The 21,651-nt window shown below is 41.6% G+C and carries 20 protein-coding genes; 18 read left to right on the forward strand and 2 right to left on the reverse strand.

Annotated elements, in window-relative coordinates:
- Positions 1-67 precede the first annotated feature (67 nt).
- Together IGI46_RS04950 and IGI46_RS04955 are read left to right on the forward strand one after the other, a co-directional pair.
- On the forward strand, positions 68-649 hold the full coding sequence (locus IGI46_RS04950; RefSeq protein WP_429962325.1) for a sigma-70 family RNA polymerase sigma factor: 582 nt from the start codon (positions 68-70) through the stop codon (positions 647-649).
- A 108-nt stretch (positions 650-757) separates the two neighbouring features.
- Positions 758-1,003 carry a Veg family protein gene (locus IGI46_RS04955; protein ID WP_010756310.1) on the forward strand — a complete coding sequence of 82 codons (246 nt, stop codon included), beginning with the start codon at positions 758-760 and terminating at the stop codon, positions 1,001-1,003.
- A 96-nt stretch (positions 1,004-1,099) separates the two neighbouring features.
- Here IGI46_RS04955 and mscL read toward each other — a convergent pair whose 3' ends face one another.
- Positions 1,100-1,546: a large conductance mechanosensitive channel protein MscL gene (mscL, locus tag IGI46_RS04960; protein WP_429962326.1), complete on the reverse strand. Its 447-nt coding sequence runs from the start codon at positions 1,544-1,546 to the stop codon at positions 1,100-1,102.
- Positions 1,547-1,688: 142 nt separating this feature from the next.
- On the opposite strand from mscL, the gene yfmF reads away from it, so the two are divergent.
- The 9 genes from yfmF to mprF all read left to right on the forward strand — a co-directional run bounded on the left by yfmF (position 1,689) and on the right by mprF (position 13,634).
- A complete protein-coding gene (yfmF, locus tag IGI46_RS04965; protein WP_429962327.1) occupies positions 1,689-2,951 on the forward strand; it encodes an EF-P 5-aminopentanol modification-associated protein YfmF in 1,263 nt (420 codons plus the stop codon).
- On the forward strand, positions 2,944-4,236 hold the full coding sequence (gene yfmH / locus IGI46_RS04970; protein ID WP_429962328.1) for an EF-P 5-aminopentanol modification-associated protein YfmH: 1,293 nt from the start codon (positions 2,944-2,946) through the stop codon (positions 4,234-4,236). The genes yfmF and yfmH overlap by 8 nt, the downstream gene beginning before the upstream one ends.
- Before the next feature lie 2 nt (positions 4,237-4,238).
- The gene (gene ymfI, locus IGI46_RS04975; protein WP_429962329.1) at positions 4,239-4,964 is read left to right on the forward strand and encodes an elongation factor P 5-aminopentanone reductase; all 726 of its coding nucleotides are present in this window, start codon (positions 4,239-4,241) and stop codon (positions 4,962-4,964) included.
- A 14-nt stretch (positions 4,965-4,978) separates the two neighbouring features.
- Positions 4,979-5,848: a RodZ domain-containing protein gene (locus tag IGI46_RS04980; RefSeq protein ID WP_429962330.1), complete on the forward strand. Its 870-nt coding sequence runs from the start codon at positions 4,979-4,981 to the stop codon at positions 5,846-5,848.
- Between the two features lie 18 nt (positions 5,849-5,866).
- Positions 5,867-6,448, forward strand: coding sequence for a CDP-diacylglycerol--glycerol-3-phosphate 3-phosphatidyltransferase (gene pgsA / locus IGI46_RS04985; protein ID WP_207701400.1), 582 nt, complete (start codon positions 5,867-5,869; stop codon positions 6,446-6,448).
- A 158-nt stretch (positions 6,449-6,606) separates the two neighbouring features.
- Positions 6,607-7,854: a competence/damage-inducible protein A gene (locus IGI46_RS04990; RefSeq protein ID WP_429962331.1), complete on the forward strand. Its 1,248-nt coding sequence runs from the start codon at positions 6,607-6,609 to the stop codon at positions 7,852-7,854.
- Positions 7,855-7,971: 117 nt separating this feature from the next.
- Positions 7,972-9,024, forward strand: coding sequence for a recombinase RecA (gene recA, locus IGI46_RS04995; RefSeq protein WP_207701402.1), 1,053 nt, complete (start codon positions 7,972-7,974; stop codon positions 9,022-9,024).
- Positions 9,025-9,332: 308 nt separating this feature from the next.
- Complete coding sequence (gene rny, locus IGI46_RS05000; RefSeq protein ID WP_429962332.1) at positions 9,333-10,889, forward strand: ribonuclease Y; 1,557 nt, start codon at positions 9,333-9,335, stop codon at positions 10,887-10,889.
- Between the two features lie 183 nt (positions 10,890-11,072).
- Positions 11,073-13,634: a bifunctional lysylphosphatidylglycerol flippase/synthetase MprF gene (gene mprF, locus IGI46_RS05005; protein WP_429964926.1), complete on the forward strand. Its 2,562-nt coding sequence runs from the start codon at positions 11,073-11,075 to the stop codon at positions 13,632-13,634.
- 40 nt (positions 13,635-13,674) lie between these two features.
- On the opposite strand, the gene IGI46_RS05010 is transcribed toward mprF, so the two are convergent.
- On the reverse strand, positions 13,675-14,079 hold the full coding sequence (locus IGI46_RS05010; protein WP_207701404.1) for an Hsp20/alpha crystallin family protein: 405 nt from the start codon (positions 14,077-14,079) through the stop codon (positions 13,675-13,677).
- Positions 14,080-14,231: 152 nt separating this feature from the next.
- Here IGI46_RS05010 and ispE point away from each other — a divergent pair, with 152 nt between their 5' ends.
- The 7 genes from ispE (at position 14,232) to IGI46_RS05045 (ending at position 21,239) form a co-directional block, all read left to right on the forward strand.
- Complete coding sequence (ispE, locus tag IGI46_RS05015) at positions 14,232-15,083, forward strand: 4-(cytidine 5'-diphospho)-2-C-methyl-D-erythritol kinase (protein ID WP_207701405.1); 852 nt, start codon at positions 14,232-14,234, stop codon at positions 15,081-15,083.
- A gap of 225 nt (positions 15,084-15,308) precedes the next feature.
- Positions 15,309-16,235 carry a metal ABC transporter substrate-binding protein gene (locus IGI46_RS05020; protein WP_429962333.1) on the forward strand — a complete coding sequence of 309 codons (927 nt, stop codon included), beginning with the start codon at positions 15,309-15,311 and terminating at the stop codon, positions 16,233-16,235.
- A 19-nt stretch (positions 16,236-16,254) separates the two neighbouring features.
- Entirely contained in the window at positions 16,255-16,935 is a 681-nt protein-coding gene (locus IGI46_RS05025; RefSeq protein WP_429962334.1) for a metal ABC transporter ATP-binding protein, read from the forward strand.
- Positions 16,908-17,741 (forward strand): metal ABC transporter permease, encoded by an 834-nt coding sequence (locus IGI46_RS05030; protein WP_429962335.1) that lies wholly within the window; start codon positions 16,908-16,910, stop codon positions 17,739-17,741. Before IGI46_RS05025 ends, IGI46_RS05030 begins: the two co-directional genes overlap by 28 nt.
- Before the next feature lie 144 nt (positions 17,742-17,885).
- Positions 17,886-18,704 (forward strand): pur operon repressor, encoded by an 819-nt coding sequence (gene purR, locus IGI46_RS05035; protein ID WP_207701409.1) that lies wholly within the window; start codon positions 17,886-17,888, stop codon positions 18,702-18,704.
- A 96-nt stretch (positions 18,705-18,800) separates the two neighbouring features.
- Entirely contained in the window at positions 18,801-20,168 is a 1,368-nt protein-coding gene (glmU, locus tag IGI46_RS05040; protein WP_207701410.1) for a bifunctional UDP-N-acetylglucosamine diphosphorylase/glucosamine-1-phosphate N-acetyltransferase GlmU, read from the forward strand.
- Positions 20,169-20,270: 102 nt separating this feature from the next.
- Positions 20,271-21,239, forward strand: coding sequence for a ribose-phosphate diphosphokinase (locus IGI46_RS05045; protein ID WP_207701411.1), 969 nt, complete (start codon positions 20,271-20,273; stop codon positions 21,237-21,239).
- Positions 21,240-21,651: the final 412 nt, after the last annotated feature.

Here is a 21,651-nt window from a genome sequence, read left to right on the forward strand (position 1 = left end):
GTATTTCTCTAACCACTTCTAATCTGAAAAAAATCAGGTATCCTTTTATTCAGGAGGGAGTGGTTAAATGGAATTGGAAGAATTAAAAGATTGGTTGGCAAAAGCAAAACTGGGTGATGAAGAAGCGTTTGAAAAACTGTTTTCCGCTTATAAGGGTGTTGTGTATGCGATGCAACAGGTTTACTACATACGAATCTTTGATGAGGATGATTGGCTGCAAGAAGGAAGGCTGGCTATGCATGATTCAATCATGAATTATCAGCATGGCAGCCATGCAACCTTCGGACTCTACTTTAAACGAGTTTTAAAAAACCGGATTGTTTGTGAACTGCGCAAACAAGAGGCGGAAAAAAGACGAAGTAATAAAAATACGATTTCGGTAGAAGGAGAAGGTGTAGGGTATCTTGCCCAACGGTTAGTTTACAATGAGCAAATAGAGGAAAGGATGATTGTTCGAGAAATACTCAATAATCTTACGATTGAGTACTCTTTACTTGAAGCAAGAATGCTTGATGCTTACATAAATGATAGTGATATTGCAATGGTTGCAAAGGAGTTAGAAATAGACCTTGCAAAAGCCGAGAGTGCTTTAGGGCGTGCCAAAAGAAAACTTAAAAAAGAGTTATATTATCAAAAAGATTGTTTGTAACCGGATACAAAGCGGGCGGGTGTTGATAAGGCTTGCAAAGCAATTTCTTTTATGATAACATTGTAAAATTCATCTTTTTCTGTTATACTGTAGGTTGAGGTGAACTGTATGCCAACAACTTTAGCAACCATCAAGCAGAGCTTAGAAGATCGCTTAGGCAGTCCGATTTTACTAGTCGCTCAAACAGGCAGAAAACGTCAAACACAACGCAGAGGAATTCTAACAGAGATCTATCCATCTGTGTTTGTAGTCGATTTGGATCCTGAAGAAAATTCTTTTGAACGGGTATCTTATAGTTATTCCGATGTATTAACACGTACAGTAGAAATTGAATTTTTAACTGAAGCAGTCTAAGAGCCATGGAGCAGAAATGCTCCGTGGTTTTTACTTTGCCTAAAATGTTAGAAAGCAGCGAGCTTTGGTGTGATCCCAAGCTCGCTTTTTAGGTGCTTATTCCATTTTATCTTTGTCGCTGGTATTTTCTTGGAGATGCTTTTGCTCAGCTAACATGTCGCGGATATCTGCCAAATAGTCTTCTGCTGTTGGTGCTGCTAATTCTTCTTCTGCTTCTTCTTTGGTGCCTAATTTTTTTGCTCTATTGGCTGTTTTGACAATTAAGAACAAGACAAAACCAGTAATCAAGAAAGTAATAATAGCACTAACGACATCGCCAAAAGCAAAGGTTACACCCTTGACTGGTGACCAGTCTAAGACTGAAACGGCATCCTCCAAATTTTGACCTCGTGTAAATAACGAAACGACTAAGCCGACCAATGGGGTAATCAGACCCTCAACAACTTTATTTACAATAGCGGTAAATGCACTCCCGATAACGACCCCAACAGCTAAATCAAGCACGCTGCCGCGCATTAGGAAGTCTTTGAATTCTTTAATCATGTTATTCCTCCTTACCTTTACATTAACTAGTATAGCGAACTCCCTAAAAAAGATGAAACAAAAGGCTTGCTATAGCAAATGCCAGCTTTACCCATTTTCCTGTGCTATAATTGAAGGTAATGACAATTAAAGGAGCTTGTATATGATTCGAATAAAAAAAGGCATTCGGCTTCACGTCTTACCGACGAAAAAATATAAAACGATTCAAATTTACGGACGCTTTACAACGCGGCTGCACAGAGAAAAAATGACGACCCGGACACTATTAGCGAACTTATTAGAGACAAATTCACTGAATTATCCTGATCAAACGAAACTGAGTGCTCATTTAGCGGAGCTTTATGGAGCAGGTTTTGGCTTGAGTGTTGGACGTAAAGGAAATCTGCACTGGATGAATCTTGGAATCAGTGTTGTAAATGGAAAGTATGTAGATGACCCAACGATATTGGCTCAAGCGGTGGACCTGTTTAAAGAGGTTCTTTTTTATCCTAATATTAAAGATGGCCAATTTGACGAGCAGACCTTCCAACTAGAAAAGGAAAACCTAAAGGGCTATTTAGAAAGCCTGGAGGAAGACAAGCAAACCTTGGCTTCTTTAAAATTACAGGAGACTTATTTTACTGATGAAGCACAACAGATCCCTAGTTTTGGCACAGTGGCTGATTTGAAGCAGGAGACTGCTAAAACCTTGGCCGACTATTATCAAGAGGTAGTAACCAAAGATCAATTGGATCTTTTTGTGGTAGGAGATGTGACCGAAACGGAAGTTGCAGACTTGTTTGAGGCCTTGCCATTTACGGATCGTGAAGAAAGCTCGCCAGAAATTTATTATGATCAAACAGTCAGCAATGTTATTCGTGAACAACAGCTGCAGGAAGCTGTAATCCAGGGCAAACTAAATTTGGCTTATTCAACGGGCATCTACTACGAAGATGCGCAACGTTTTCCATTATTGGTCTTCAATGGTTTATTCGGAGGCTTTCCTCATTCGAAATTGTTTATGAATGTACGAGAAAAAGAGAGCTTGGCCTACTATGCGTCTAGCAGCTTTGATACTTTTCGAGGGTACATGAGTGTTCAGACAGGGATTAACAGCGAAAATCGCAATAAAGTACTGCGTTTAGTTTCAGAACAGCTAGAGGCTTTACAGCTAGGTGATTTTACCGATCTAGCCTTCCAGCAAACAAAGGCAATGCTGAAAAACCAGTATTTATTAGGTCTGGATCGTCCGCAAAATACAATTGAAATTGCCTATTTGGATCAATGGCTGCCTGGCAGTCAATTATCGGATGAAAATTGGCTGAAACGCTTAGAGAAGGTGACTAAAGAAGAGGTGCAGCAGGTTGCTAAACAGTTACAGCTGCAAGCGATCTTCTTTTTAGACGGAGGAAAGCAAAATGGATAAGCAAGTCTATGAAAAAATCAATGAAACCTTATATAAAGAAATTTTGCCTAACGGTTTAACCGTTTATTTGCTGCCAAAGGAAGGGTATCACAAAACTTATGGGCTGTTTAGCACTAATTACGGTTCTATTGATAATACCTTTATTCCTCGTGGTGGTGAAGAATTTGTGACGGTTCCTGATGGAATTGCACATTTTTTAGAGCATAAAATGTTTGAAAAAGAGGAAGGCGATGTTTTCCAAAAATTTGGTGAACAGGGGGCTTCCGCCAATGCGTTTACCAGCTTCACTCGCACGAGTTATCTATTCTCAACGACCGATCAGCTAGAGCTGAATTTGGCTACGTTGCTGAATTTTGTGCAGGAGCCATATTTTACGGAGGAATCCGTTCAAAAGGAACAAGGGATTATTGGCCAAGAAATTCAAATGTACCAGGACGATCCCAACTGGCAGCAGTTTTTCGGTATTTTGAAAAATATGTATCCTAAACATCCGCTGCACATTGATATTGCTGGCACGATAGAGTCTATTGCAGAAATTACAGCAGAGGATTTGTATACATGCTATCGTACTTTTTACCATCCTAGTAACATGACGTTATTTGTAGTCGGCAACTTGGAACCGAAAGCATTAATGGATTTTATTCGAGAAAATCAAGCGCAAAAAGAATTTGAAGCGCCAGAACCGATTCAACGCCAGTTTCCAGCAGAAGCCTTGGAGGATATCGTGAAGGTGAGCGAGCAGTCAATGCCAATTGCGATGCCGAAATCAATTTTAGGTGTTAAAGGAGTTGCTTCTTTGCCAGAAAACGACAAGGAACGCTTGATTTTTAAGTTGTCAGTTGATTTACTGCTTCAGCTTTTAGTTGGAAATACCTCTCAAAACTATTTACGTCTATACAACGAAGGAATCATTGATGATAGCTTTGGGTATGAATTTTCTCTAGATCGCAGCTTTTACTTTGCCGATTTTGGTGGAGACACAGATAAGCCTGAGCTCCTGGCTGAAGAAGTGACGAAAATTTTATTGAATTTTGAACAAGACACAGAGATCAATGAAGAGAACTTAGCATTGCTGAAGAAAAAAATGCTAGGTAAGTATTTCCAGTCGTTGAACGCATTAGAGTATGTAGCGAACCAGTTTACTCAATCTCTATTTGGTGAATGGACGTTGTTTGACATGCCAGAATTGATTCAAAGTGTACAGCTGGAGGATATTTTGGCAGCTGGACAGCTGTTAATTAAGGAAGAGGCTTTCAGTCGTTTTTATATGCGTAAGGAGGGATAAGCATGCCTTACGGTCTTGTGATGGGTGCCAGTGGAGATATTGGACAGGCGATTTGCTATGCGCTAGCAGAGGAAGGCTGGTCGCTTTACTGTCACTATCATCGCAATCAGGAAAAAGTATTAAGTTTAGTTTCAGACTTGCGGCAACGTTATCCTCAGCAAGATTTTTTTGTGGTATCCTTAAACATGCTAGAGGAATCTGCAATCTCAACTTTTGTGAGTCAGTTATTTCAAGTCGATGGCATCATTTTTGCTTCAGGGTTTACGGTGTATGAATTATTACCGGAGATAACGAGTCAGCAAATGGACAGCCTATGGCAGATTCATGTGAAAACCCCGCTTTTATTACTGCAGCAGCTGCAAGTAAAACTAGCCCAAAATAGTAGAGGACGAGTCGTTTTTATCAGCTCGGTCTACGGTCAGCACGGCAGTAGTATGGAGACAGTCTACAGTGCCGTTAAAGGGGCGCAGGAAGGCTTTGTTAAAGCGTATGCTAAAGAGGTAGCTACCTTAGGCATTACGGTTAATGCTATAGCTCCTGGAGCGGTTAACACTCAAATGAATCAAAACTGGTCAACAACTGAAAAAGTGAGCTTAGCAGCAGATATTCCTTTAGGTCGAATGGCCGAACCCAAAGAAGTGGCAGCGGCATGTAAATATGTATGTTCAAAGGAAGCCAGCTATACAACAGGCACTACATTGGTGGTTGCCGGTGGCTGGATGGATTAAGGAGTAGAAAACGAGTGGCTAGTATAAATATAGGTGAAACATTACGAAAAGCCCGAATCGATCAAAGGATTAGTCTGGATGAGCTGCAGCAAAAAACGAAAATTCAAAAACGTTATTTGATAGCTTTAGAAGACAATGACTTTCACTTGCTGCCAAGTGATTATTATTTGCGAGCATTTATCCGCCAGTATGCCGAAGAGGTTAAACTGGATGGCAACTATTTATTAGATGTTTATGACGGAAAAGACCAGCCTAAGCCGGTCTACCCTGAAATTGAACCCGTAGAAGGCTCCCGCAAAAATAAGCATGCTGAGCATCCCACCAAAAGACGCGTCAAGGCGAGTTTGCCGGCGGTGCTTTTAGGCTTGGTTGCATTATCGATTATTGTGGTAGTAGGATATATGATGTGGTTGGATAATCAAGGTGAACCAATTATAGCTCCAAACAACTCAATGGCTGTAGAGGGATCAGTGAGTTCAAGCGCAGCAAAAAGTACCAGCGAAAGCAGTTCGACGGTGGAAAGCACGAGTGAATCGTCCTCTGAGCCGAAAGAACCCAAAATGGCAATTACAATGGAAAACAATACCGCCAGTGAAGCTCAAATGAAGGTTGATCAAATTAAAGCTCCGGTTAAGTTAACCTTTACTGGCAAGGAACGTGTCTGGATTGGTGTTCAAGTAAATGGCGCATTGATTTATCAGTACACCCTGCAGCCAAACGAAACGCAATCCACTGAACTACCTGCTGACACAGCAGAAGCGTTGATTACTGTTGGGATTGCTCGTTATGCAGATGTGCAAATAAACGATGAACCGTTGGATTATCAACCTAATAATTCAGCAAGCCAAAAGAATATTCGCTTAAAAATGAATTATGCGGAATGATAAGGAAGGAGCAAGACAGTGAACTTACCAAATAAATTAACGGTTATCCGAATTTTTATGATTCCGTTATTTATGATTATTGTGTTGGCCCCGTGGGATTGGGGTACGATTATGGCTGGAGACACAGCGTTGCCGATTACACAGCTAGTTGGAGCAATCGTTTTTGCGATAGCCAGTTATACCGACCATTTAGATGGTAAAATTGCGCGCGCCAGAGGGTTAGTGACCAACTTCGGTAAATTTGCCGATCCGTTAGCGGATAAAATGTTGGTGATGACTGCTTTTATTATTTTAGTAGAACAAGGCAAAGCACCTGCTTGGGTTATTGCAATTATTGTTTGCCGTGAATTAGCAGTAACGGGATTACGTTTACTGATTGTTGAACAAGGTGGCGGAGTGATGGCAGCAGCTATGCCGGGTAAAATCAAAACTGCTACCCAAATGATTGGGATTGTGTTGCTGTATTTGAATAATGTGCCGTTTAATTACATAGGCATTCCCGTGGATCAAATTATGTTGTATGTCTGCTTATTCTTTACAGTCTATTCAGGATACGATTATTTTGCTAAAAATACAGGCTTATTCAAAGGCTCAATGTAAAAATGTGGAAACTGCGAAGTGCGCTTCGCAGTTTTTTTGCGTCCTAAAAATCCGCGATGCCTGCAAGTCATTGAAATTCCTGCAAAAAAGTCCCGAAATTTTATTTTTTCTGGTATAGTTGAAGGGAAATTGCGTATCTTAAGAAAGAAGTGAATGAAATGAAAGCAGAAATCATTGCTGTCGGAACAGAATTATTAATGGGTCAAGTAGTCAATACCAATGCAACCTTTTTATCAGAGCAATTGGCGGATTTAGGAATCGAGGTGTATTACCACACAGTCGTCGGAGATAATCCGAGACGCTTGGAGGAATTACTGCAGCTGGCGGATACTCGCAGTGATCTAATCATCTTAGGCGGCGGCTTAGGACCGACTGACGATGATTTAACAAAGAATGTATTAGCTGACCATGTGGGGGTCCCCTTGGTTCAAGATGCTGAAGGATACGCACACATGATGACCTTCTTTAAAAATCGTCAGCATCCAATGACTCCAAATAATTTACGGCAAGTAGAAACATTAAAGGACGGTATTCCTTTGAAAAACCGGACTGGACTTGCGATCGGATGTCTTTACAAAGGCGAAAAGAACAATTACATCTTATTGCCTGGACCTCCTAGTGAATTAAAGCCAATGTTTCTAGAACAAGCAAAACCATTATTACAAAAAGAATTTCCAACACAAGAAGTATTGACTTCTCGTGTCCTGCGTTTTTATGGTATTGGCGAGTCACTGTTAGTAACTGAGCTGGCTGAAATGATTAAAAATCAATCCAATCCAACTATAGCGCCGTATGCCAAACCAAATGAAGTTACCTTGCGAATTACAGCCAATACAGCAGATGATACTTCGGCAACGGTATTATTGGATCAGGCAGAAGCCGAAATTATGGCTAAGGTTGGCGAATATTTCTATGGCTATGGCGACACTAATAGTCTGGAAGAAGTAACTGTTGATTTATTGAAGGAGCACCAGTTAACAGTTACAGCAGCTGAAAGTCTGACTGCTGGTGAGTTCCAAGCGACCTTAGGACAAATTCCGGGAGTTTCAGAGGTTTTCCCTGGTGGTTTTGTTACTTACTCGAAAGCGACTAAGGAAGCATTCTTGGGTATTGATCCAGTCTTATTGGACACATATGGTGTAGTGAGTCCAGAATGTGCGCAAGCGATGGCAGAACAGGCTTTAGCTAAAGTAGGAACAGATTTTGCAGTTTCCTTCACCGGTGTAGCAGGTCCAGATGAGTTGGAAGGGAAAATACCGGGTACTGTCTACATTGCCTTGGCACAGAAGGGTAAAGAAACTCTTGTAACGGAAAATCATTTTTCTCGTGATCGTTCATATGTGCGTCATAGCGCGGTTATGAAGGGACTAGATTTAATCCGTCACGCAATTTTAAATAAAGATTAAAATGCGAATGTTTGTTCGTTTTTTGCTTGCTTTTTTGACTGCAAACCGATAAACTAATACTACTGACCCGAAGAAAACCATTCACTGAAATGTTTTTATTATAAGGAGGATTCGCGCTTGGCAGATGATCGTAAAGCAGCCTTAGAAGCTGCAATGAAGAAGATTGAAAAGAACTACGGAAAAGGCTCCATCATGAAACTAGGGGATAAGATTGACCAACAAATTTCAACTATTCCTAGTGGTTCGCTGGCTCTAGACGTCGCGTTAGGTGTAGGCGGATATCCGCGTGGACGTATTATCGAAATTTACGGACCAGAAAGTTCTGGTAAAACAACAGTTGCATTACATGCGATTGCTGAAGTACAAAAACAAGGCGGTACTGCAGCCTTTATCGATGCGGAGCATGCATTAGATCCGCAATACGCACAACACTTGGGTGTTAATATTGATGAATTACTGCTTTCTCAGCCAGATACTGGTGAGCAGGGCTTGGAAATTGCTGATGCATTGGTATCCAGTGGTGCAGTAGATATTATTGTTATCGACTCGGTAGCAGCATTAGTACCTCGTGCTGAAATTGATGGCGAAATGGGTGCATCCCACGTGGGACTGCAAGCTCGTTTGATGTCTCAAGCACTGCGGAAATTGTCTGGTTCTATCAACAAAACCAAAACGATTGCCGTATTTATTAACCAAATCCGTGAAAAGGTTGGTATCATGTTTGGTAATCCAGAGACAACTCCTGGTGGACGTGCGTTGAAGTTCTATGCAACTGTTCGTTTAGAAGTGCGTCGTGCTGAACAGCTGAAAAACGGTACAGATATCGTTGGTAACCGTACTAAGATTAAAGTAGTCAAAAATAAAGTTGCTCCGCCTTTCAAAGTAGCGGAAGTTGATATCATGTACGGCTTAGGAATTTCACAAGAAGGTGAACTTCTGGATATGGCAGCTGAACAAGACATCATCGACAAGAGTGGTGCTTGGTACAGCTACAAGGAAGAACGAATCGGTCAAGGTCGGGAAAATGCAAAGAAATATTTAGCAGAACATCCTGATATGATTGCGGAAGTTTCTACTCGTGTACGTGCTGCCTATGGTATCGGTGAACCAATCGAGGTTCCTGAGGATGCAGAAGAGCCTGGACAAGAAGAACTGCCTCTAGAAGATTAAATGAGAGCACGGACGAGAGCTATTTTATCTCGTTCGTGTTTTTTTGTGCTCGGAAGCTCTCAAGGCCTACTATGGCAGCTTAAATCACTGATAGAAAAGATTGAAAGGATTTAAAAAGATTCTGCAGGTATTTTATTTATGCTAAAAACAATGGCATCCGTCAAATAAAGTTGACACCCTATCTTTCAAACATTAGAATAAAGTTGTGTGACTATACACACGCATGCAAGTAGGCATATTGATAATTTTAACCACGTTTATCAAAAAACTACACATAAAAAAAATAAGATAGTACGGAGGTGGATTCAATGACAGTTCCTATTCTCCTCGCTATCATCGGTTTAATTGTCGGTCTTGGTTTAGGATTCATGGTTGCCAAATCACGTCATGAAAAAGAAATTGATGGGGCACAAAACTCAGCTAGAGGGATTATTATTCAAGCAAGAAAAGAAGCTGAAACCTTAAAAAAAGAAGCTTTGTTGGAAGCCAAAGAAGAAAACCAGCAGTATCGAGCACAAATTGAAAGTGAGTTGAAAGAAAGCAAACAAGAACTAAAAACGCAAGAAAATCGCTTGCTTCAAAGAGAACAGACTTTAGATCGTAAAGATGATTCTCTAGAGAAGCGTGAAAACTCACTGGAAGACAAGGAAACAAAACTCAGTGCTAGACAGCAATTAATTGACGAGCGAGAAAAAGAAGTAGAGCAACTAATTGAAGAACAACAAACAAAACTAGAACAAGTCGCATCATTATCTAAAGATGAAGCGAAAGATATCATCATGAGAACAACAGAGGAAGAACTAAACCATGAATTAACAGTCATGGTGAAGGAATCTGAACAGCGGGCAAAAGAAGAGGTTGATCGTAAAGCGAAAAACCTTTTGGCAATGGCTATTCAACGCTGTGGAGCCGATGCTGTTTCTGAGACAACTGTTTCTGTTGTCACACTGCCAAACGATGAGATGAAAGGTCGAATCATTGGACGTGAGGGGCGGAACATCCGCACATTAGAAACATTGACTGGAATTGACTTAATCATTGATGATACACCTGAAGCAGTCGTATTGTCAGGGTTTGATCCGATTAGACGGGAAATTGCCCGCATGACCTTAGAGAAGTTGATTCAAGATGGACGGATTCATCCAGCCCGGATTGAAGAAATGGTCGAAAAATCTCGTAAGGAAATGGATGAACGCATTCGCGAATACGGTGAACAAGCCGCATTCGAGGTTGGGGCGCATACCCTGCATCCTGATTTGATTAAGATTTTGGGTCGTCTGCATTTCAGAACAAGCTATGGTCAAAATGTTCTAGACCATTCCGTAGAAGTTGCCAAGCTGACGGGTGTCTTAGCTGCCGAATTAGGAGAAGATATCCAAATGGCGCAGCGTGCAGGCTTACTGCATGATATCGGGAAAGCCTTGGATCACGAAATTGAAGGTTCTCACGTTGAGATTGGCGCCGAATTGGCAGCTAAATACCGCGAAAACTCAATTGTGATCAATGCGATTGCTTCTCACCATGGCGACACAGAAGCAACTTCAGTGATTTCGGTGCTGGTGGCAGCAGCTGATGCAGTATCGGCAGCTCGTCCAGGAGCCCGCAGTGAATCATTGGAAAATTACATTCGACGACTAGAAAACTTGGAGAATATCTCCAACAGTTTTGAAGGAGTTGAATCTAGTTTCGCCGTACAAGCTGGACGTGAAGTTCGCGTAATGGTTAAACCAGAAGAAATTTCTGACTTGGAAGCGGTTCGCTTGGTTCGCGACATTCGTCGCAAAATTGAAGACGAACTGGATTATCCAGGCCATATCAAAGTAACAGTTATCCGTGAAACACGCGCAACTGATTACGCCAAATAGTAATTGATAAGACAAAAATCCTTCGTGATTTTTGTCTTATTTTGTTTTTAAAAAGTTTTTTTATAGTCTGTCAATTTTTTTATCAAAAAGTTCGTAAAATTAGGCAGTTTGAAGTTGGCAAATGAGGTAGAATAAGCTACGATAATAGAAAAGATGAGTAGGAGAAATCAAGTGAAAAAACGTATGACGCCCATGAGCGAATGGTTTAAACGTCATGCTACCTTATTGAAGATTCTTTTCTTTGGTGTTGTTTTATTTTTCGTGGCCAATCAAGTAACCCATATTGCCCAGGGGATGAGCTGGCATGAGGTTTGGCAGACGATTCAGCAGCAGGATCAGTGGTCTTTACTAGGGATGCTAGGAGCCGGTTTGGCTGGTGTAGTCCCGATGCTCCTATATGACTATGTAGCGATTAGAACATTAGAAGATGAAGGTCGTCCCCGGATGGATGTCAGTGATTGGCTGATTGCCGCTTGGACGACAAATACGATAAATAACTTAGCTGGATTTGGCGGGGTCGTAGGAGCAAGCCTGCGGGCGAGTTTTTATGGCAAAAATATGGAAAGAAAAAAAGTTTTGGCAACCGTCTCAAAAATTGCTTTGTTTATGTTGAGCGGACTGTCGATACTAGCCTTCATTACTGCCTTGGATTTATTTCTATTTCGCCAGGATAACCCCTTTGTAAGATACCGCATTTGGCTATTATTAGGTGGTGTTTTTGCGCCACTTTTAGGAGCACTGGTTTATTCTCGCCGAAAGACCTTATTTAAGGAGTTTAAGCTCAAACGAATTGCGATTCTCTTTTTGGCCTCATTAGGTCAATGGCTGGGGGCTTTGGCTGTATTTTTAACAGTGGGCCACCTGATGGGGATTGAATTGGCGATCAGTGCAGTATATCCGATGTTTATTATCGCCACCGGCTTTGGGATGCTTACCATGATTCCTGGAGGAGCTGGTACCTTTGATGTCATGATGATTCTAGGGTTAGGACATCTAGGATTAAGTCAAAGTCAGGCAGTCGTTTGGATTCTGTTTTATCGGGTATTTTATTATTTACTGCCATTCTTATCAGGTATTCTGATCTTCTTGACCAGTACCAGTGTACGAATGAACCGTTATTTTGATAATTTGCCTCGTATTTTATCACAAAAGGCAGCTCATGCGGTGTTAGTGTGTGCCGTGTATTTTGCCGGAATCATGATGATTCTATTATCAACCTTTACCAACCTCTCGAATTTAAGCCGTCTATTTGAAGTACTGCTGCCTTATTCCTTCGATTTTTTGGATCAAACCTTGAATCTGCTAGTTGGCTTCCTGCTATTGGGATTGGCCCGTGGGATTGCTGAGAAAGTACGTAAAGCATTTTGGCCGACAATTGTACTGTTGGTCTTTGGGATTGTTAATACGGTTTCTAAGACCGCTTCTTTGCGTTTAATTGTTGCTTATCTGATTGTCCTTCTGATTGTCTGGGCATCGCGTAAGGAATTTTCACGAAAACGTTTTGTTTATTCATGGGGAGCGCTGATTGTCGATGGTTTGATTTTTGGAATCTTGTTTATTTTCTATGCAGTAGCTGGTTATCACAGTGGACAATTTTGGCGAGCGGAAGCTATTCCTAATCGTTACTTCGCCTTTCCTTCAGAGGAAATCTGGGTTTCAGGAATTGTTGGCTTGATTCTTTCAATTTTGTGTCTGGCACTTTTGTACCAGTACCTGACTCAAGGCAAGGAAGAATTGGGAACAACTTGGGATGAGAAACGGTTCAGTTACTTAATTAACCGTTATGGTGGAACTGCGGCAGGCCATTATTTGCGCTTACCAGGCTATACGTACTATTATTATCAGGAAAATGGCAACGATCAGATTGTTTTTGGGTTTCAAACGAAAGCGAATAAGTGTTTTGTCTTAGGAAATCCTATCGGTAATCGGGAAAAGTGGCAGGCTGCAACGATTGCTTTTCTGGAGCATGCAGATCGTTTAGGTTACCAGTTAGCCTTTTATAAGATTTCCGATGACTATGTTTTGCTGCTGCATGATTTAGGCTTCCATTTTGATAAAATTGGAGAAAATGGTGTGACTGATTTTCGTTCTCATCCGAGGGAAGTCTTTTCTGACCGTTTCGAATTTAAACGGTTGACGAATGAAGGTTACCAGTTCATTTATTTCAAAACAATTCCAGATGAAGTCTATGAAGAAATGCGGGAGATCTCAGAGGAATGGTTAAACGGAGAAAAGGAAAAGCATTTTTCTGTCGGACGCTTTGACCGTGCTTATCTTGACGCGAGTCAGGTGGGGATCGTCAGAGACCCAGCTAATCGGATTGTGGGGTTCATTTCCAAACAGCCGATCGATGCTAACCGCAGCTCGTATGATTTGCTGCGTTATCGTAATGATGTTCCTAAAGAGCTGCCCACCTTCCTGAAGCTTCAGCTGATGGACGAAATGAAACGGCAGGGAGTTCAACAGGTCTATCAAGGGATGGCTCCTTTGGCTAAGGTGGGGGAAACCTCCTATTCCTTCTTAGGTGAGCGGATTATGAATTTGATTTATAAATATGGGAATTCCTTCTATGCTTTCCAACAAGTAACGGAGGAGAAAACCTTGTACGTAGATTATTGGCGGCCGCGCTATTTTGCCTACATGAAATCCAGCAGCTTCTTATTTTCAGCATTGCAGCTGCTGCTGTTGATTGGACGGGGCAAAAACAAGGGTGTCGCCTTAACCGATGAGATGATTGAAGTATAAAAATACGACCTGAATTCCAAAGGAGTTCAGGTCGTATTTTTTATTGGATATCAATTTTTTTACGGGGTGGGCGATCGGCTTCAATTTTAGGTAACGTTAGGGTGAGCACGCCATTTTCAAAAGCCGCAGCGATTTGATCTTCCGCCACATTCTTTACAACAAATTGACGACGCAGAGCCGTGGTGGATCGTTCCTTTCGTAAATAGCGGCCAGTATCCTCTTCTTTGCTAATCGAGTGTTCAGCTGAAATAGCTAAGATTTCGCTGTCGTACTCAACCGTAATCTCTTCTTTAGTAAAGCCAGGTAAGTCTGCGGTCACTTCATAGCGCTCAGGAAACTCTTTTACGTCCACGTTTAACTTTCGATCATCGCCAAAGCTGTTCAACAATCGTCCGACTAACTCTTCTCCGTCTAACCAGTCTTTTCTTGGAAATAGTCCTGCCATAATGCTCTCCTTCTTTCCTTTTTCTTTAATCGTAAGCGTTCCTGAGAAAATATTCAACCGATAATATCGAAAGCATGATAAAATGGAGTAACTATACTTTTACGAGGAGCTATGATAGAATTTCCTAGTGAAAAATTTGAATAGGTGAGAAAATGGAAATCATGGAAAAAGCGCCGGCTAAGATTAATCTTGGCTTGGACATTCTTGGTAAACGTCCAGATGGCTTGCATGAATTATCAATGGTTATGGCAAGTATTGATCTGGCGGATCGTTTGCATCTAGAGGAAATTCCTAAAAATAAAATTATCATTGAAACCAATAAGGCTTTCTTACCCACTGACAAGAAGAATCATGTGTATGAAGCATTGGAGCTGGTGAAGGATCGTTATCAGATCGACACTGGATTGAAGGTGCATATCCATAAGCAGATTCCGGTTGCAGCTGGTTTAGGCGGTGGCTCGACGGATTCTGCTGCTGCCTTGCGGGCAGTGAATCGTCTGTGGCAGCTTGGCTTATCGATTGAAGAGCTGGCGGCTTTAGGAGCTGAAGTGGGCTCGGATGTTCCTTATTGTGTATATAGTCAGACCGCATTGGTTGAAGGCTTTGGCGAAAAGGTAACACTGCTGCCATCGATGCCCCAGTGCTGGGTAGTGGTGGTGAAGCCGCGAATGAGTGTTTCAACCCGCAGTATTTTTTCGCAGATTGTTATGGAGGACTTATACCATCCTGACATCTCGGCTTTAATCAAGGCGATTGAAACGCAGGACTATCAGATGATGACTGAAAACTTGGGAAATTCGATGGAAGTAGTAACGATCAAGAAACACCCGATTATTCAAAGAATCAAAGACCGAATGCTGAAATATGGAGCGGATGCCGCGATGATGAGCGGCAGCGGTCCCACGGTTTATGGGTTATGCCACAAGCGTTCACGGGCACAACATATTTACAATGCATTAAAAGGGTTCTGTGATGAAGTCTATCTTGTTCGAACCTTAAAGTAAGATCCACTTGTGGGTCTTTTTTTCTGTTTTTGACAGCTGAAGCTAACAAAAAATAACGCTATTCAAATATATTTATTTTTCGTCATATGAATAAATTGACATGTATTTTACGGTTTGATAAGCTTTTTATTTATTAAAACGTAAAATTTACGCTTTGAGTTGACGGATAGAAAAACATCTGTTAGATTGTTTTAGATCAAAAGCATTTGAAAGGTGTGAAATAAAATGAAAAAAAGTATTCTTTTCATAGTAGCAATAGCTGCGGCAGGTCTGCTGGCTGCATGCGGCAATCAGAAGCAAGACACTGTAAAAAACGATAAACTGCAAGTCATGACGACTTTTTACCCCATGTATGAATTCACAAAAGAGGTAGTCGGTGATAAAGGCGATGTGAAGCTGTTAATTCCAGCTGGTACGGAACCTCACGACTATGAACCCTCTGCTAAGGATCTAGCGAAAATAGCAGAATCGGATGTCTTTGTTTATAACAGTCCGGAATTAGAAACATGGGTGAAAAACCTGACAGACACTGTCGACACCAAAAAGACGGCAATTGTTGAAGCCTCTAAGGGCATTTCTTTAATGGAAGGTTCTGAAGAAGAGGGCGAAGAAGAACACGACCATAGCCATGTGTTAGACCCTCATGTATGGTTAGATCCTGTCTTAGCAATCAAAGAGGTAGAGACTATTCGTGATGATTTAAGTAAGAAGTATCCTGATGATAAAGACGTTTTTGAAAAAAATGCAGCAAACTACATTAAAAAGCTGCAAGACTTGGATCAGAAGTACCAAGCAGCCTTCACGGATGCCTCCAACAAAACATTTGTGACGCAGCATGCGGCCTTTGGCTATTTAGCTAAGCAATATGGCCTAACACAAGAAGCGATTGCAGGAGTTTCACCAGATCAGGAGCCTTCACCTGCTCGTTTGAGTGAATTGAAGCACTACGTTGATGATAACCATGTCAGCGTGATTTATTTTGAAGAAAATGCTTCTTCTAAAGTAGCTGAAACCTTATCACAGGAAACAGGGGTTAAATTGGAAGTGCTAAATCCGCTGGAAAGCTTAACGAATCAACAAATGAAAGACGGCGAGAGCTATTTGACTGTGATGGAAGAAAACCTAGCCGCACTGAAAGAAAGTATTAAGTAAGAAATAAGGAGAAATGACAATGTCTTATATACAAGTAGAAAATCTTTCTTTTTACTACGATGATGAGCCTGTATTGGAAAATGTTTCCTACCATGTAGACCCGGGGGAGTTTGTCATTTTAACTGGTGAAAACGGAGCAGCCAAATCCACACTGATTAAGGCTACGCTTGGCCTTTTAAAGCCCAGCAGTGGTCAAGTGACGATTGCCAAACAAAATACGGCGGGGGGTAAATTACAGATGGGGTACATTCCCCAGCAGGTTGCTTCCTTTAATGCTGGCTTTCCCAGCACAGTGTTGGAATTGGTCAACTCAGGGCGCTATCCTAAGGGGAAATGGTTCAAAAAATTAACGGAGCGGGACCACGCACATGTAAAAAAAGCTTTGGAGGCCGTAGGTATGTGGAATATGCGGCATAAACGAGTGGGTGAGCTGTCTGGTGGACAAAAACAGCGGATCAGCTTGGCCCGGATTTTTGCTAATGATCCTGATTTGTTTATCCTGGATGAACCAACAACCGGGATGGATGAACATTCTCGGAACAATTTTTACGAATTGCTGCAGCACAGTGCTCATGAGCATGGAAAAAGTATTTTAATGATCACCCATGATCACGATGATATTAAGGGCTATGTGGATCGGCAAATCCGTTTAGTGCGGAAGGAGGATTCTCAATGGCGCTGCTTTCATATGAATTCATGATCCGAGCCTTCTTGGCAGGGATTTTTATTGCGGGGATTGCACCGATGCTGGGAGTCTTTCTAGTGATTCGTCGGCAGTCGCTAATGGCTGATACCTTGTCTCATGTTTCGCTGGCAGGGGTAGCCTTAGGATTTTTCTTAAATTTGAATCCAACTTTGACGACCTTGCTGGTTGTGGTCGTAGCAGCAATTATGATGGAGTACTTGCAGAATATGTACAGCTCTTACTCAGAGATCTCAATTGCGATTTTGATGGCCGCTGGCTTAGCGATTGCTTTAGTATTGATGAAGTTGGCTCCGGGCAGCTCAGCTATCAGTATCCAGTCTTATTTGTTCGGCTCGATCATTACGGTTACTTGGCCGCAGGTTGGCTTTTTAGGCGCCTTATTCGTCCTAGTTGCTATTTTGTTCTTCCTATTCAGACGGCCAATGTATGTGTTGACCTTTGATGAAGACATTGCAGCAGTTGATGGATTGCCAGTCCGGCTAATGTCTATGATTTTTAACGTGGTAACCGGTGTGGCAATTGCAGTGATGATTCCAATTGCAGGTGCTCTGCTGATTTCAGCAATTATGATCGTTCCGGCAGCAACAGGAATGCGTGCGGGCAAGAGCTTTAATGTGGTTATTCTAATTAGTGTGATCATCGGATTGATTGGAATTATCATCGGATTGACCAGTACCTTCTATATGGATATTCCACCAGGAGCAACGATTACGCTGTGCTTTATTGGTCTATTCTTGCTGATGAACGTATTTCGTCGGCTGAAAATGCTGTTTCAACGAAAAAGAAACCAAAATGATTAGAGGAAAGCGAAGGCTTCTCCTCTCTTTTTATGCAATTTATTAGAAAAGCCGAACTTTTTCCGTCAAAAACCAGAAAATGCTCGAATTTTTCGGGCTAAACCCTTATAATGAGTAACGATAGATTAGGATAGGAGTGAAAATGACGTGAAAATTCGTCGCAGTGAGCGTTTGATCGATACAACGCAGTATTTACTAGACCACCCTCATACGTTAATTCCGCTGACTTTTTTTGCTGCCCGTTACCGTTCAGCGAAATCATCCATCAGTGAAGATTTAGCAATTGTGAAAAAGACCTTTAAGGAACGAGGGACTGGTTTTTTAGAAACAATTCCTGGAGCAGCCGGAGGTGTGGTTTACACACCGAGCATTACTAAAGAAGCCGCGAAGGAATATATTGAATCATTAGCCGATCGCTTATCAGAAGAAGATCGTTTGTTGCCAGGCGGATACGTATATTTATCTGACATGCTGGGTCAACCTGACCTGCTGCGGATGGTGGGAAGAATTATCGCTGCGCAATATTTAGATAAAGAAATCGATGCTGTAATGACAGTAGCAACCAAGGGGGTACCGATCGCTCAAGCGGTGTCCTACTACTTAAACGTACCTTTTGTCATTGTTCGTCGTGACTCAAAGATTACTGAAGGCTCTACAGTAAGTGTAAATTATGTTTCTGGCTCCTCTGAACGGATTGAAAAAATGGAACTGTCTAAGCGCAGTTTAAAACGTGGCTCAAGAGTCTTGATCGTGGATGACTTTATGAAGGGCGGCGGCACCGTCAACGGAATGAAGAGTCTAATCGAAGAATTCGAGGCTGAATTGGTAGGGATTACTGTATTTGCTGAATCACGTTTTAAGGGTGAACGAGCAATTACTGATTACCGTTCCTTGCTTTATGTAAAAGACGTCGATACCAGTACAAAGACCATTACAGTGGTACCAGGGAATTGTTTCAACGAATAAGCAAGGGTTCCTTGCTTATTTTATTGCCAATTGAAAATGGATACGCAGTGAGCTACACTTAATCAGAGAAGGATTACGAAAGTAGGAGTGACTATTTTGGAAAATCGATACGCCATTATTTTGGCTGCGGGTAAAGGAACTCGCATGAAATCAAAACTGTACAAGGTGCTGCATCCAGTAGCGGGCAAACCGATGGTGGAACACATCATTGAACGGGTAATTGAAACCAGCCCGAAAGAAATTGTAACTATTGTGGGACATGGCGCAGAAAAAGTGAAGGCCCAATTAGGTGAACGCAGTCAGTATGCGTTGCAGGCAGAGCAGCTGGGAACGGGCCATGCAGTATTGCAGGCAGCTGAATTTCTAAAAGACAAAAAGGGTACGACCCTAGTTATCAGTGGCGACACACCACTATTAACAACACAAACCTTAGACAACTTATTTGATTATCATCAAGGGAAAAAGGCAAGTGCTACGATTTTAACGGCTCATGCAGAAGATCCAACCGGCTATGGTCGGATTTTGCGAGATCATGTAGGCATCGTTGAGAAAATTGTTGAACAAAAGGATGCAACCCTGGAAGAAGCACGGGTACAAGAGATCAACACAGGAACTTATTGCTTCGATAACCAGGCTTTGTTCGAAGCTTTGGCAAAAATCGGTACCGACAATGTTCAAGGTGAATATTACTTAACTGATATCGTTGAAATTTTAAAGGGCGAAGACAAAACCGTGGCTGCGTACCAAACGGAAGACTTTGAAGAGTCTTTAGGTGTAAATGATCGCATTGCCTTGGCAAAAGCAAATCAAATCATGCGGGAACGAATTAACAAAATGCACATGGTTAATGGTGTCAGCTTTATTGATCCAGCCAGCACTTATATTGATGCCGGCATAGAAATCGGATCAGATACAATCATTGAGCCTGGTGTGCAAATACAAGGCAAGACAGTGATTGGTGCGGATTGTGTAATTGGTGCCCATTCGAAAATTGTCGACAGCACGATCGAAGACAATGTTGAAATTAAATCTTCAGTAGTTGAGGAAAGTATTGTTCGCAAAAATGCGGATGTAGGACCGTATGCTCATTTACGCCCTCAATCAGATATCGGTGAGCATGCGCATATCGGAAACTTTGTAGAAACCAAAAAAGCTACCATCGGTGAACAAACTAAAGTTGGCCACCTAACGTATGTTGGAGATGCCACCTTAGGTCAAGATATTAATGTCGGCTGCGGAGTTGTTTTTGTTAACTATGATGGTAAGAACAAGCACCATACAACGGTTGGTGACCATGTATTTATCGGCTCTGGATCTAATTTGGTTGCACCGCTTAATATAGAGGATCACAGTGTAATGGCTGCCGGATCGACGATTACCGAAGACGTAAAACGTGGAGATATGGCAATCGCACGAGCTAGACAAGTGAACAAGGAAGGCTACGCATCCCATATTCCTTTCTAAATTTTGAGCTGGATAGCTTGATTTCCTTTAGAAAAATGACTAGTATTTTACTTGAAATAGTATATAATCGGTAACGTATGCAAAAAGAAAGTGGAGGGACCCATGTCAAAACAGTATTTTGATCCAAGATTGAAAATCTTTGCCTTGAACTCGAATCGTCCGTTAGCAGAAAAAATTGCTGATGCTGTAGGTGTGCAGTTAGGAAAAAGCTCAGTAACGCAATTTAGCGATGGCGAAATTCAGGTCAATATCGAAGAAAGTATTCGTGGTGCGCATGTCTATGTTATTCAGTCAACCAGTAGTCCGGTAAATGATAATTTGATGGAACTATTAATCATGATTGATGCTCTAAAACGTGCAAGTGCAAAAACTATTAACGTAGTAATGCCTTATTATGGCTACGCACGTCAAGATCGAAAAGCTCGTGCTCGTGAACCGATTACAGCGAAGCTAGTTGCAAACATGATCCAAAAAGCAGGAGCAACTCGCCTGTTAACATTGGACCTGCATGCTTCACAGATCCAAGGATTCTTTGATATTCCAGTGGATCATTTGATGGGGGCACCTTTAATCGCTAATTACTTTATTGAACAAGGTGTTTGCGGCGATGATGTAGTTGTTGTCTCTCCTGACCATGGCGGCGTAACTCGTGCGCGTAAATTGGCCGAATTTTTGAAAGCGCCGATTGCGATTATCGACAAACGACGACCAAAAGCGAACGTAGCGGAAGTAATGAACATCATCGGAAACGTTGATGGTAAAACTTGTGTGATTATCGATGATATGATCGATACAGCCGGTACCATTACCTTAGCAGCCAATGCTTTAAAAGAAGCAGGAGCAAAACAAGTTTATGCATCTTGTACGCACCCTGTGTTATCCGGCCCTGCTATGCAACGTATCCAAGACTCTGCAATTGAACATTTAGTAGTAACTGATTCAATCTATTTGTCAGATGATCGCAAAATCGATAAAATTGACGAAATCAGTGTAGGTGAATTGATGGGGGATGCAATTAAACGTATTCATGAAAACAAACCAGTCAGTCCACTTTTCGAAACTAAAAAATAAATAAGTCAGACAAAATGGAATCAGAAAACTGGTTCCATTTTTTTGTGCTGAAATGGTTTTTTAGATAAAAAAATAAGGCCTGAGCCTTCTAAACTGAAAATAATATCGAACGCCTACCATCCAACTAAACAGCATGAAGCTGAGATGATGGAATATTTTTAGAATTTGCATCGAGCAGGATAAGCTGTAAAAAGTTGGACTGGCAAAAAAACAACCCGTCGGTGGGTGGCCGACGGGAAAAGGAGTTAAAAAAAATGAAAAAGTGTTAGGGTTGTTTGTTGGTATGCTTATATACTACAAGATAAATGTGAAAAAGTCATGAATTTAGTCTTGACAAACGTTGAAAAATCGTATAGGCAAGAAAAACTTTAGAAACACCTAAAAAAACCTGTCAGTGGGTGGCTGACAGGCA

This window comes from Enterococcus sp. AZ163 (genome assembly GCF_050498925.1).
Classification (GTDB): domain Bacteria; phylum Bacillota; class Bacilli; order Lactobacillales; family Enterococcaceae; genus Enterococcus_A; species Enterococcus_A ferrettii.